The sequence below is a fragment of the Hydrogenophaga sp. UC242_53 genome (assembly GCF_042696965.1).
GTDB lineage: Bacteria > Pseudomonadota > Gammaproteobacteria > Burkholderiales > Burkholderiaceae_C > Hydrogenophaga.
Genome location: NZ_CP170552.1, coordinates 1,772,596 through 1,785,374 on the forward strand (window position 1 = coordinate 1,772,596; position 12,779 = coordinate 1,785,374).

Genomic DNA, 12,779 nt, shown 5'->3' on the forward strand with positions numbered 1-12,779 from the left:
ATACCTTTCAGATATGGAAATCAGGCACCTGCGCTACTTCCTGGCCGTCGCCGAGGCCGGCCACATGACCCGCGCGGCCGAGCGCCTGGGCATCCAGCAGCCGCCACTGAGCCTGCAGATCAAGGCACTGGAAAAGGAGCTGGGCGTTGCCTTGTTCCACCGCCATCCCAAGGGCGTGGCGTTGTCGGACGCCGGGCGCCTGTTCGAGCGGGAAGCGCGCCAGCTGGTGGACGACATGGCGGCCATGGAGCAGCGCATGGCGCGCGTGGCGCGCGGCGAACTCGGTGTGCTCCATGTCGGCTTCACCAGCTCCGCCGCCGCGCATGCTTTCACCCCCGAGGCCTTGCGCGCCTGCCGGCGGGCCTGGCCCGGCATCGCACTGTCGATCCGCGAAGACCACGCGGCCGGCATCACCGAGGCGGTGGAGGCGGGGCGGCTGCATTGCGGCCTGATCCGCGTGCCGGTGTCGCAGCCCGAGAGCCTGACCTTCGAGGTGCTGCTGCGCGAGCCGGTGCTGGTGGCGCTGCCCGGCGACCACGCCTTGGCGCGACGCCGGTCGGGCGCGCTGGCGTTGGCGGACCTGCGCGAGGAGGGCTTCATCCTGGTGCGGCAACCCGGTGCCCCGGGGCTGTACGCCAACCTGCTGGCGCTGTGCGAAGCCCATGGTTTTCGTCCGCGCATCGCCGCCGAGGTCGAGCGCATGGTGACCAGCCTGAACCTGGTGGCCGCGGGCGCGGGCATCGCGGTCGTGCCGACCTCCATGAGCGGGCTGCATCCCCACGCGGTGGTCTATCTGCCCTTGCGCGAAGGCACGCCGCTGGATGCGCCGTTGACCCTGGTGTACCGCTCGGCCGAAGCCTCCGGCCCGGCCTCGCATTTCCTCAAGATCGCCCGGGACACGGCGCGCAAGGCCCAGGCGCGCGCGCGACGGGGGCGCACCGTGGCATGAGAGAAGGGCTGTCGCGTCGGCAAGCGATCCCGGCGCTGCTGGCGCTGGCGGGCGTCGTCGGTCCACGGGCCAGCCATGCGCAGCCCGCGTGGCCTTCTCAGCCCTTGCGCATCATCGTCGTGTACCCACCGGGCGGGCTCAGCGATGGCGTCGCGCGTGCGCTGGCCGAGCGCCTGTCGTGGCAACTCGGCGTGGCGGTGCGGGTGGAAAACCGGGGTGGTGGGGGCGGCAGCGTGGGGCTGCAGGCGCTGGCGCGCGCGCCGGCCGACGGACACACGCTGGCCTTCTCGGCGGTCAGCCCCTTGACCCTGCGCCCGCACCTCGGTGCGGTGGGCTACGACCCGTTTCGAGACATCGAGCCGGTGGCCAGCGTGATGTACACGCCCGTGCTGCTGGTGGGCACGCCGACCTTCACCGGCCGGGGCTTTGCGGACTTGCTCGCGCAAGCCAAAGCCCATCCAGGCGCGCTGCGCTGGGCCACCTCCGGCCTGGCCACCGCCGGCCATCTGGTGCTGGAACAGGTGCAGCTGGGCAGCAGCGTGGTGGTCACGCACATTCCGTACAAGGGCGGTGGCCAGCAGCTCACCGACGCGCTGGGCGGGCAGTTCGAGTTGCTGTCGACCAACGTGGCTCCGGCGCAGCTGGCCCACATCGAGGCCGGTCGTTTCAAGCCCCTGGCCGTGGGCGCGCCGCAGCGCCTGGGGGTCTTGCCGCAGGTGCCCACGTTTGCCGAGCTGGGGTTGCCCCAGGCCAATGTCACTTCGCTGTTCGGCCTGTTCGCGCCGGGTGGGACGCCGCCGCAGGTGCTGGACCGGCTGAATGCGGAAATCAACGCGGCGGTGCAGACGCCCCCCATTCGCGAGCGGCTGCTGGCGTCGGACAACCTGCCCGCGCTCGGCGACCGGCCTTCCTTCGCGCGCCGCATTGCCGAGGAATGGCGCAGCAATCGCCAGCTCAAGGGCGCGAACATCAAGATGGAGTGAGCGTCGGGGCGGCGACGCGGTGGCCGTGATGGCCAGGATGGCTCAGGGAGCCTTGTCGGCCACCGGCACGCGGCGCGCGCCATTGAAGCGCTTGTTCCAGTAGGCCATGCGCATGTCTTCCATGCGCACCTGGGCACCGCTGCGCGGGGAGTGGATGAACTTGCCGTCGCCCACATAGATGCCGACGTGGCTGAAGGCCCGGCGCATGGTGTTGAAGAACACCAGGTCGCCCGGCTTGAGTTCGCTGCGGTCGATGGTCTGTGTGGCCGCGGCCTGTTCGTCGGAACGGCGGGGCAGGATCTTGCCCAGCGATTGTTCGTACACCGCGCGCACGAAGCCGCTGCAATCGAAGCCCGTTTCGGCGCTGTTGCCGCCGTAGCGGTACGGCACGTCGAGGAAGGCCATGGCGTTGATCACGAGGCTGGAGGCCTGGTCGCTCACCGTCTCGCGGGCATGCTGCACTTGTTGGCCGATGCGGGCCATCAGGCCCTTGTCGTTGAGCAGCGAGTCCATGTCTTCATAGCCGTTGGTGGTGCCCGGCGCGGCGTGGGCCACGGCCGAACCGCACAGCAGAAGAATGGGGAGCCAACGCGACATAGGGCGTGAGGGTATCGGCGCTGCTGCTGGAAGTCAAGCGAGAATCGAGCGCCAACCCCTTGATTTACAACCACTTTCGTATTCACTTCCTGGCCAGCGGGGCGGCTCGCGACGGAAGGCTGCTGGTGACCGACGGAAGATTCACCATCACGGGCTGGCCGGGCGCGGTGCAGCCGGTGTCGCAGCACTTGCCGGGTTGGCGGTTTTTCGTGATGGCGCGTGCCGGGTCGTGAGGCGATGCGGCAGCGCTGCCGTCGGCCGCCACGCCGCGTTCCAGCAGGCGTTCGACCAGCTCGACCTTGTTGCCCACCGGGTAGTTGCGCCAGATTTCCTGCTTCATGGCGGCCGGTGAACCACCGCCGTGCAGGCTGATCACGCTGTACCAGCCGCCCTGGTAGCCGGCGGTCAGGTCTTCCAGGAAACGCGCCGTCTGGATCCGCTGCTCGTAAGGCACGTCGGGGTTGGCGCGCAGCACGTCCGAGAGTTTCGCGCCGGTTTCGGGGTTGTGGTCTTCGTCCGGGCCGGGCAGGGTGACGATCAGGCCGCCGCTCACGTAGTGGGCGATGCGGTGCATGTCGTAGATCTGCGTTGCGCAGCAGCAGCTTGCCGATGTTGGAGAACACGGGGTCGGGCATGAAGGTCTGGCTGTGCGGGTCGGCCTTGCCATAGACGCTGGCCGCCACACCGCAGGCGTAGAAGCCCTCGGTGATGGTGATCAGTTCCACCATTTGTTCGCGCAGGTGGGTTTCCCGGCCCGGGTCGAAGCCGTTGGCTTCGCACATGAGCGCCCCGGCGCCGATGAGCAGATCGCCAAAGCCGGCGCGCGCGCCGATGCAGGTGTGGCGGTGGTGGGTGGCGTAGCTGTAGGTGAGGTGGCTGGAGTGCTCCCACTCGCCGGCGTAGAACACGCTGTCCCAGGGCACGAACACCCGGTCGAAGATGCAGACGCCGGTGCTCTGCCCGTACTTGCGGCTGAACAGGGCCTCGCCATGTTCGACCTTTTCGCCGGGCCGGCCGGCGGGTCGGGCGACGATGGTCAGGCCCGGTGCGTCGATGGGCACGGCGCAGCAGACGGCGAAGTCGGCGTCCTCGCGGCCCATGTGGCGGCACGGCATCACCAGCAGCTCGTGCACATAGGGCGCGCCGGTGACGATGGCCTTGGTGCCGCTGATGACGATGCCGCGTGCGTTTCTCTCCACCACGTGCACGTAGCTGTCCACGTTGGCCTGCTCATGCGGACGGCGGCTGCGGTCGCCCTTGGCATCGGTCACGCGCAACGCCCAGGGTCAGGTCCTGATCCTGCACGCGGTGCAGGTAGTTCAGGAAGCGCTGGGTGTGCTCGGTGGTCCCACGGGCATCGTCGATGCGGGCCGAGACCTGGCCGATGGCGTTGAGCGCGTCGTGGGTGAGGTAGCGCTGGGCGCAACCGGTCTCCTGGCACACCAGGCGCACGGCTTCCAGCTTGTTGAGCAGGTCGCCGCTGCTGGTGTTGATGTGGCTGAGGCGGTTCACCCGGCGGCCGCTGGTCTGCTGGACCGCCGTCATCAGCGGCGCGTACCGGGCTTGGAGGGCCAAGTCATAGGTGAGGGCAATGGCGTTGATCCCGGGTTGCAAACCCGGTTCATCGGCCACGCTGTCCACCGCGCGCCCGTCCACGAACACGCGCGGCTTGCGCTCGCGCAGGGATTCGCGGAAATCCTCGCCGCTCATGAGCGTGGGTGGGTGAGCCAGTGAGTTGTTCATGGGATGGATGCCTCGTGGATAGATTGACGGTCGACGTATTTTTTGCCTCTCGAGCATTGATTTAAACAATGTTCAATAATTTGTGCAAATGTTTAATTTCAGCGATCCATGTTCGTCAGGGCGATAAACTGCGCGCATGGACGTCCATTTGCATGAACTGATCCCCCGTGCCCTCGGAGGCCGAGGCAGAGGCCGCGCGAGAACAACAACGCCAACGGCAGCTGCGCCAGGCGGCGCAGTCGGATTCCCGCCGCGCCCTGGTGTTGGAAGCGGCGCGCAGTGTCTTCGCCGAAAAGGGCGTGGAAGGCGCCAGCATCCGGGAAATCGCCAAGCGGGCGGCGTACACACCAGGGGCGATCTACAGCTACTTCGAGAGCAAGGAGGCGATCTACGCCGCGTTGCTGGCCGAATCGCTGGAGCGGCTGAACCAGGAGGTGGCTGCCGCCAAGCCGCCCAAACCCCAACCCCAGGCGGTGCTCGCGGCCAAGGCGCAGGCCTGGTTCGGCTTCTACGCCCGCAACCCTCGCGATCTGGATCTGGGCTTCTACCTGGTGCAGGGGCTGGCCCCACGGGGCCTGACCAGCGAACTGAACCAGCAGCTCAACAGCCGCCTGCACGACGCCCTGCATCCTTGCGAACAGGCCTTGCAGGCCATGGGGCTCTCGCCCGAAGCCGCGCTGCGCGAGAACACCGCGCTCTTCGCCCATGGGGTGGGTTTGCTGCTGTTGCAGCACACCGGCCGCATCCGCATGTTCGGGCAGTCCCCTGATGCGCTGTTCCAGGCCTATGTGGACCAGCTCGTGGCCCGGTTGAGCCCGGGCGATGGCGCTTCAGCTGGTGAACCGGGGCAGGCCGATCTGTTCGGGGGTTGAGGGCATTCGCGGCCACCCCGACCGGCCCTGCGAAAATCCCCGCTTCTCCCCGAAGCCTTAGACGTGAAAGACAAACCGATGCTGCTGGACGCCTCCGATTCCCAACTGGTGCTGGTGGACTACCAGGCCCGCCTGATGCCCGCCATCTTCGAAGGCCCTCAAGTGCTTGCCAATGCCCTGCGCCTGGCGCGCATGGCCCAGGCCCTGCGGGTGCCCACCTGGGGCACCGAGCAGAACCCCGAAAAACTGGGACCCAACCCGCCCGAGCTGCGCGAGCTGTGCCAGAAGACCCTGTCCAAGATGCACTTCGGCGCCGTCTCCGATGGCCTGGCCGACTGGTTGCGCCCTCCCGCGCGTCAGCAGGCGTCCGGCAATGCGCGCAGCCTGCCCAAGCACCTGCAGAAGCCGGCGGCGGCACCAGCCTCGGAGCGCCAGACTGTCGTCGTGGCGGGCTGCGAGGCCCATGTGTGCCTGCTGCAGACCGCGCTGGAGCTGATCGAGCAGGAGTTCGACGTCTGGGTGGTGACGGATGCCTGCAGCTCGCGCACCGAGCGCAACCGAGACGCCGCCTTCGACCGCCTGGCCGGCGCGGGCGCCGAGCTGGTGACCACGGAGATGGTGGCCTTCGAGTGGCTGCGCACGGCCGAGCACCCCGCGTTCCGCGAGATCCAGGCCTTGATCAAATAAGAGAAGCGTGCAGCGGCGCAGGGCGGCGGCCTTGCGCCGTGTCAGCCTCGCGCAAGCGGGCTCAGCATAATTATGAATTCACTTTAGTGCGCGACTTTAGGTCCATCAGCTGCAGGAGACATTCATATGAGTCAGGGCTACGCCGAGTTCTACCGCCGCTCCATCGAGGACCGCGATGCCTTCTGGACCGAACAGGCCGCGCTGGTGGACTGGCACAAGCCCTTCGACCGGGTCTGCAACCACGACCACCCGCCGTTCGCGCACTGGTTCGAGGGCGGGCTGACCAACCTGTGCCACAACGCGGTGGACCGCCACCTTCGGGATCGCGCCGATCAGAACGCGCTGATCTACGTGTCGACCGAGACCGACACCGAGCGCACCTACAGCTTTCGCGAATTGCACGCCGAGGTGCAGCGCATGGCGGCGGTGCTGCTGGGGCAGGGCGTGAAGAAGGGCGATCGGGTGTTGATCTACATGCCCATGATTCCCGAAGCCACCTTCGCCATGCTGGCCTGCGCGCGCATCGGCGCCATTCACTCGGTAGTGTTCGGCGGTTTCGCGAGCCATTCGCTGGCCAACCGCATTGACGATGCATCCCCCGTGGCCATCGTGAGCGCCGATGCAGGGTCGCGCGGTGGCAAGGTGGTCGAGTACAAGCCGCTGCTGGACGAAGCCCTTCGCCTGTCCAGCCACAAGCCGGCGTCGGTGGTCCTGGTCAATCGGGGCCTGGCGCCGATGTCCCTGGTGCCCGGGCGCGACCACGACTACACCGCTCTGCGCGAGCAGCACCTGAACGCGCAGGTGTCCTGCGAATGGATGGAGTCGACCGCCATCAGCTACACGATCTACACCAGCGGCACCACCGGCAAGCCCAAGGGCGTGCAGCGCGATACCGGGGGCTACCTGGTGGCGCTGGCGGCGAGCATGAAGCACATCTTCATGGGCGAACCCGGTGAGACCTATTTCTCCACCAGCGACATTGGCTGGGTGGTGGGCCACAGCTACATCGTCTACGGTCCGCTGATCGCCGGCATGGCGACCATCCTGTACGAAGGCCTGCCGATCCGGCCCGATGGCGGCATCTGGTGGCGGCTGGTCGAGAAGTACAAGGTGACGGTGATGTTCAGCGCGCCCACCGCGGTGCGCGTGCTCAAGAAGCAGGACCCGGCCTACCTGAAGCAGTACGACCTCTCCAGCCTCAAGGCGCTGTTCCTCGCCGGCGAACCGCTGGACGAGCCCACGGCGCGCTGGATCAGCGACGGTCTGGGCGTGCCCATCATCGACAACTACTGGCAGACCGAGAGCGGCTGGCCCATTCTCACCATCGCCAACGGGGTCGAGAAGAAGCCCAGCAAGTTCGGCAGCCCGGGGGTGCCGATGTACGGCTACAGCGTCAAGCTCCTGCACGAGTCCACCGGTGAAGAGCTCACCGGTGCCGATGAGAAGGGCGTGGTGGTGATCGAGGGGCCGACGCCGCCCGGCTTCATGCAGACTGTGTGGAAGGACGACGCGCGCTTCGTCAACACCTACTGGAAGAGCATCCCGGGCAAGCTGGTCTACAGCACCTTCGACTGGGGCATCCGCGACCAGGACGGGTACTTCTACATCCTGGGCCGCACCGACGACGTGATCAACGTGGCGGGCCACCGGCTGGGCACGCGGGAGATCGAGGAGAGCATCTCCAGCCACGCCAACGTGGCGGAGGTGGCGGTGGTGGGCGTGGCCGACCAGCTCAAGGGGCAGGTGCGATGGCCTTCGTGGTCGCCAAGGACACCTCGGCGCTCGGTGACGAGGCCTCGAAGCTCAAGCTGGAGGGCGAGATCATGAAGCGGGTGGACGAGCAGCTCGGTGCCGTGGCCCGCCCGGCCCGGGTGCGTTTCGTGACCGTGCTGCCCAAGACGCGCAGCGGCAAGCTGCTGCGCCGGGCCATCCAGGCGGTCTGCGAAGGGCGCGATCCGGGCGACCTCACGACCATGGACGATCCCGCCGCGCTGCAGCAGATCAAGGATCTGCTGGCCTGAAACGCAGGGGAGGCCCTGCCGGCGTTCCGGTCGCGTTGGCAGGGCATGGTGGTTCGGGGTGTTTGTAAGTACAATTCATGCTTATATTTACACGAGCAACGACCGCCATGGAACAGATGATCGCGTCCGAAGGCCAAGTGGAAAAAGTCCGCGTGTTTGAACTCGCGGCCGAACTCTTCGGCGTGCTCGCCACCCCCATGCGGCTGCGCATCCTCAGTGCGCTTTGCGACAAGGAGAAGTCGGTTTCCCAGCTGTTGCAGGAAATCGACACCACCCAGCCCAATCTGTCGCAGCACCTGAACCTGCTCTACCGCGCAGGCGTGCTGGCCAAGCGCAAGGACGGCACGCAGGTGATCTACCGCGTGCAGAGCGAAAAGGCCGTTACCCTGTGCCGCACGGTGTGCACCCAGATCGCGATCGAGATGGACGAACCGAGCTCGGTGCCGGCCTCCGAGCGTCTCTCGCCCCGCGTCGCGTCCTGACGAACGGCCCCCGCATCGCATCTTTTTACACAGGGCTGTTCCCGCGGTGGCACAATCGCGGGCTGCAGTCAGGTCCTTCCACAGTCACTGTCGCATCCGCCTAACGGTTCAGCCGTGCCGCGGAAGGTTGTCTTAACCAGCTTATGTTTCCCGAAGGGAAACGGAGGTCAGCGGATTTATGAGCGATTCCCAATCGAACGGGGGCAACGTCTATGTTGCCTACAAAGGCAACTCGTACCTCTTCGGCGGCAACGCGCCGTACGTGGAAGAGATGTACGAAAACTACCTGGACAATCCCGGTAGCGTCCCCGACAACTGGCGCGGTTACTTCGACGCGCTGCAGAACGTCCCCGCCGGTGATGGCACCGACGCCCGCGACGTACCCCATCTGCCCGTCATCAACGCCTTCGCCGAGCGCGCCAAGCAGGGTGGCACCAAGGTCGTCGTGGCCGCTGGTGCCGACTCCGAGCTCGCCCGCAAGCGCACCGCCGTCCAGCAGCTGATTGCCGCCTACCGCAACGTCGGTGCCCGCTGGGCCGATCTGGATCCGCTCAAGCGCGCCGAGCGCGACCACATTCCCGAACTCGAACTCTCGTTCTACGGTTTCACCGACGCCGACCTCGAGACCGTGTTCAACACCAGCAACACGTTCTTCGGCAAGGAAACCATGTCCTTGCGCGAGTTGCTCAACGCCTTGCGCGAGACGTACTGCGGCTCCATCGGTGCCGAGTACATGTACATCACCGACCAGAGCCAGAAGCGCTGGTGGCAGGAGCGCCTGGAAGCCACGCGCACCAAGCCCGCCTTCAACGCCGAGAAGAAAAAGCACATCCTCGACCGCCTGACGGCCGCCGAAGGCCTGGAGCGTTTCCTGCACACCAAGTACGTGGGCCAGAAGCGCTTCTCGCTGGAAGGTGGCGAGAGCTTCATCGCTTCGATGGACGAGCTGATCAACCAGGCCGGCCAGATCGGCGTGCAGGAAATCGTGATCGGCATGGCCCACCGCGGTCGCCTGAACGTGCTGGTCAACACCCTGGGCAAGATGCCCAAGGACCTGTTTGCCGAGTTCGACCACACCGCGCCCGAAGAACTGCCCGCCGGTGACGTGAAGTACCACCAGGGCTTCAGCTCCGACGTGACCACCCCCGGGGGCCCGGTGCACCTGTCGCTGGCATTCAACCCCTCGCACCTGGAAATCGTGAACCCGGTCGTGGAAGGTTCGGTGCGCGCCCGCATGGACCGCCGTGGCGACCCGCTGGGCAAGCAGGTGCTGCCGGTGCTGGTGCACGGTGATGCCGCCTTTGCCGGCCAGGGCGTGGTGATGGAAACCCTGGCGCTGGCCGAAACCCGTGGCTATTCCACGGGCGGCACGGTGCACCTGGTGATCAACAACCAGATCGGCTTCACCACCTCCGACCCGCGCGACAGCCGCTCCACGCTGTACTGCTCCGACGTCGTGAAGATGATCGAGGCGCCGGTGCTGCACGTGAACGGCGACGATCCCGAAGCGGTGGTGTTCGCCACCCAGCTGGCGCTCGATTTCCGCATGACCTTCCAGAAGGACGTGGTGGTCGACATTGTTTGCTTCCGCAAGCTGGGCCACAACGAACAGGACACCCCGAGCCTGACGCAGCCGCTCATGTACAAGAAGATCGCGGCCCACCCCGGCACGCGCAAGCTGTACGCCGACAAGCTGGCCGCGCAGGGCCTGGGCGAGACGCTGGGCGACGACATGGTCAAGGCCTACCGTGCCGCGCTGGACGCCGGTCGCCACACGGTGGACCCGGTGCTGACCAACTTCAAGAGCAAGTTCGCGGTCGACTGGAGCCCGTACCTGGGCAAGAAGTGGACCGACAGCGCGGACTCCGCCATCCCCATGGCCGAGTGGAAGCGACTGTCGGATCGCCTGACCACGATTCCGGACAACGTCACCCCGCACCAACTGGTGAAGAAGGTGTACGCCGATCGCGCGGCCATGGGCCGTGGCGACATTCCGGTGGACTGGGGCATGGGCGAGCACATGGCTTTTGCCTCGCTGGTGGCCAGCGGTTTCCCCGTGCGCCTCTCGGGTGAGGATTGCGGCCGCGGCACGTTCACCCACCGCCACGCCGTCATCCACGACCAGAACCGTGAGAAGTACGACGAAGGCATCTACGTGCCGCTGCAGAACGTGGCCGACAACCAGGCCCCGTTCGTGGTGATCGACTCGATCCTGTCCGAAGAGGCCGTGCTCGGTTTCGAATACGGCTATGCCTCGAACGACCCGAACACGCTGGTGATCTGGGAAGCCCAGTTCGGCGACTTCGTCAACGGCGCGCAGGTCGTGATCGACCAGTTCATCGCCTCCGGCGAAGTGAAGTGGGGCCGCGTCAACGGCATCACGATGATGCTGCCGCACGGCTACGAAGGCCAGGGTCCGGAGCACAGCTCGGCGCGCCTGGAGCGCTTCATGCAGCTGGCCGCCGACACCAACATGCAGGTCGTGCAGCCCACCACCGCGAGCCAGATCTTCCACGTGCTGCGCCGCCAGATGATTCGCGGCCTGCGCAAGCCGCTGATCATCTTCACGCCCAAGTCGCTGCTGCGCAACAAGGACGCGACCTCGCCGCTGTCCGAGTTCACCAAGGGCGGTTTCCAGACCGTGATCCCGGAGCAGAACGCCGACGTCGTGAAGAAGGCCGAGAAGGTCAAGCGCGTCATCTGCTGCTCGGGCAAGGTGTACTACGACCTCGTCAAGAAGCGCGAAGAGCGCGGCTCGGACGACGTGGCGATCGTGCGCGTGGAGCAGCTGTACCCGTTCCCGCACAAAGTGTTCGGCGCGGAGCTGCGCAAGTACCCCAACGCGACCGACATCGTGTGGTGCCAGGACGAGCCGCAGAACCAGGGCGCCTGGTTCTTCGTGCAGCACTACATCCACGAGAACATGCTCGAGGGCCAGAAGCTGGGTTACGCCGGGCGTGCGGCCTCCGCATCGCCGGCCGTGGGTTATGCCCACCTCCACCAGGAGCAGCAGAAGACGTTGATCGAAGCCGCTTTCGGCAAGCTCAAAGGCTTCATCCTCACCAAGTGAACTGAACGGACCCGAGCCGGTCACCCGACGTTGACGTCCTGTGACTGGCCCGTCCGGCGCACCCCACAAAACCCCCAGGTAGAACACTCATGGCAATCGTAGAAGTCAAAGTTCCGCAACTGTCCGAATCCGTGGCCGAAGCCACCTTGCTGGCATGGAAGAAGAAGGCCGGCGAAGCCGTCGCGGCCGATGAAATCCTGATCGAGATCGAAACCGACAAGGTCGTGCTCGAAGTGCCCGCGCCCGCCGCCGGCGTGCTGGTGGAGCTGGTCCAGGGCGACGGCGCCACCGTGGCCGCCGACCAGCTGATCGCTCGCATCGACACCGCTGCCGTCGCCGGTGCCGTCGCCGGTGCCGCGGCGCCCGCACCCGCTGCTGCGGTGCCTGCCGCTGCCGCTCCCGCCGCCGCACCGGCTGCTGCCGCTGCTGCTGCAACATCCCAATCCAAGGCCGGTGTCGCGATGCCCGCCGCCGCCAAGCTGATGGCCGACAACAACCTGGCCGCTGGCTCGGTGGCCGGCACCGGCAAGGACGGCCGCGTGACCAAGGGCGACGTGCTGTCGGCCGTGGCCGCGCCCAAGGCCGCCGTGGCCGCCCCCGTGGCGATCCCCACCGGCGCGCCTTCCAAGGTGCTGCCGCAGGTGCCCGTGGTCGCGCCCGACCTGGGCGACCGCCCCGAAGAGCGCGTGGCGATGACCCGCCTGCGCGCGCGCGTGGCCGAGCGTCTGCTGCAATCGCAATCCACCAACGCCATCCTGACCACGTTCAACGAGGTGAACATGGCGCCGGTGATGGAGATGCGCAAGAAGTTCCAGGAAAAGTTCGAGAAGGAACACGGCGTCAAGCTGGGCTTCATGAGCTTCTTCGTGAAGGCCGCGGTGCATGCGCTCAAGAAGTACCCGATCATCAATGCCTCGGTGGACGGCAGCGACATCGTCTACCACGGCTACTTCGACATCGGCATCGCTGTCGGTTCGCCCCGCGGCCTGGTGGTGCCCATCCTGCGCAACGCCGACCAGATGAGCTTTGCCGACATCGAGAAGAAGATCGCCGAGTTCGGCCAGAAAGCCAAGGATGGCAAGCTGGGCCTGGACGACCTCACCGGTGGCACGTTCTCGATCTCCAACGGCGGCACCTTCGGCTCCATGCTGTCCACGCCCATCATCAACCCGCCGCAGTCGGCCATCCTGGGCGTGCACGCTACCAAGGACCGCGCGGTGGTGGAGAACGGCCAGATCGTGATCCGCCCGATCAACTACCTCGCCATGTCGTACGACCACCGCATCATCGACGGCCGCGAAGCCGTGCTGGGGCTGGTGGCGATGAAGGAAGCGCTGGAAGACCCGGCCCGCATCCTGTTCGACATCTGATCGAT

Annotated in this window: 8 protein-coding genes and 2 pseudogenes; 8 read left to right on the forward strand and 2 right to left on the reverse strand. The window is 66.5% G+C overall.

The window, feature by feature from the left end:
- The first annotated feature begins 13 nt into the window (after positions 1–13).
- Together ACFJI0_RS09120 and ACFJI0_RS09125 are read left to right on the forward strand one after the other, a co-directional pair.
- Positions 14–949, forward strand: coding sequence for a LysR family transcriptional regulator (locus ACFJI0_RS09120; protein ID WP_382324411.1), 936 nt, complete (start codon positions 14–16; stop codon positions 947–949).
- Positions 946–1,932 carry a Bug family tripartite tricarboxylate transporter substrate binding protein gene (locus ACFJI0_RS09125; protein WP_382324413.1) on the forward strand — a complete coding sequence of 329 codons (987 nt, stop codon included), beginning with the start codon at positions 946–948 and terminating at the stop codon, positions 1,930–1,932. Before ACFJI0_RS09120 ends, ACFJI0_RS09125 begins: the two co-directional genes overlap by 4 nt.
- A gap of 42 nt (positions 1,933–1,974) precedes the next feature.
- Here the strand turns inward: ACFJI0_RS09125 and ACFJI0_RS09130 are convergent, their stop codons facing one another.
- Positions 1,975–2,529, reverse strand: a complete 555-nt coding sequence (locus tag ACFJI0_RS09130) for a C40 family peptidase (RefSeq protein WP_382158445.1) — start codon at positions 2,527–2,529, stop codon at positions 1,975–1,977.
- Between the two features lie 82 nt (positions 2,530–2,611).
- Positions 2,612–4,272: pseudogene (locus tag ACFJI0_RS09135) on the reverse strand (4-hydroxyphenylacetate 3-hydroxylase family protein).
- 167 nt (positions 4,273–4,439) lie between these two features.
- Between ACFJI0_RS09135 and ACFJI0_RS09140 the strand changes: the two are divergent.
- From ACFJI0_RS09140 to odhB, 6 genes and pseudogenes are all read left to right on the forward strand, one after another.
- Positions 4,440–5,144, forward strand: a complete 705-nt coding sequence (locus tag ACFJI0_RS09140) for a TetR/AcrR family transcriptional regulator (protein WP_382324415.1) — start codon at positions 4,440–4,442, stop codon at positions 5,142–5,144.
- A gap of 78 nt (positions 5,145–5,222) precedes the next feature.
- A complete protein-coding gene (locus ACFJI0_RS09145; RefSeq protein WP_382325588.1) occupies positions 5,223–5,831 on the forward strand; it encodes an isochorismatase family protein in 609 nt (202 codons plus the stop codon).
- A gap of 126 nt (positions 5,832–5,957) precedes the next feature.
- Positions 5,958–7,852, forward strand: a pseudogene (locus tag ACFJI0_RS09150) (propionate--CoA ligase).
- 107 nt (positions 7,853–7,959) lie between these two features.
- A complete protein-coding gene (locus ACFJI0_RS09155; RefSeq protein WP_204731485.1) occupies positions 7,960–8,334 on the forward strand; it encodes a helix-turn-helix transcriptional regulator in 375 nt (124 codons plus the stop codon).
- Positions 8,335–8,512: 178 nt separating this feature from the next.
- Positions 8,513–11,404 carry a 2-oxoglutarate dehydrogenase E1 component gene (locus ACFJI0_RS09160; RefSeq protein ID WP_382158437.1) on the forward strand — a complete coding sequence of 964 codons (2,892 nt, stop codon included), beginning with the start codon at positions 8,513–8,515 and terminating at the stop codon, positions 11,402–11,404.
- A gap of 89 nt (positions 11,405–11,493) precedes the next feature.
- The gene (gene odhB, locus ACFJI0_RS09165; RefSeq protein WP_382324417.1) at positions 11,494–12,774 is read left to right on the forward strand and encodes a 2-oxoglutarate dehydrogenase complex dihydrolipoyllysine-residue succinyltransferase; all 1,281 of its coding nucleotides are present in this window, start codon (positions 11,494–11,496) and stop codon (positions 12,772–12,774) included.
- Positions 12,775–12,779 lie beyond the last annotated feature (5 nt).

Excerpts from the sequence above, each read along its gene's own strand:
- odhB (WP_382324417.1), top strand. The coding sequence starts at position 11,494 with ATGGCAATCGTAGAAGTCAAAGTTCCGCAACTGTCCGAATCCGTGGCC.
- ACFJI0_RS09120 (WP_382324411.1), top strand. The coding sequence starts at position 14 with ATGGAAATCAGGCACCTGCGCTACTTCCTGGCCGTCGCCGAGGCCGGC.
- ACFJI0_RS09130 (WP_382158445.1), bottom strand. The coding sequence starts at position 2,529 with ATGTCGCGTTGGCTCCCCATTCTTCTGCTGTGCGGTTCGGCCGTGGCC.
- ACFJI0_RS09160 (WP_382158437.1), top strand. The coding sequence starts at position 8,513 with ATGAGCGATTCCCAATCGAACGGGGGCAACGTCTATGTTGCCTACAAA.
- ACFJI0_RS09145 (WP_382325588.1), top strand. The coding sequence starts at position 5,223 with ATGCTGCTGGACGCCTCCGATTCCCAACTGGTGCTGGTGGACTACCAG.
- ACFJI0_RS09125 (WP_382324413.1), top strand. The coding sequence starts at position 946 with ATGAGAGAAGGGCTGTCGCGTCGGCAAGCGATCCCGGCGCTGCTGGCG.
- ACFJI0_RS09155 (WP_204731485.1), top strand. The coding sequence starts at position 7,960 with ATGGAACAGATGATCGCGTCCGAAGGCCAAGTGGAAAAAGTCCGCGTG.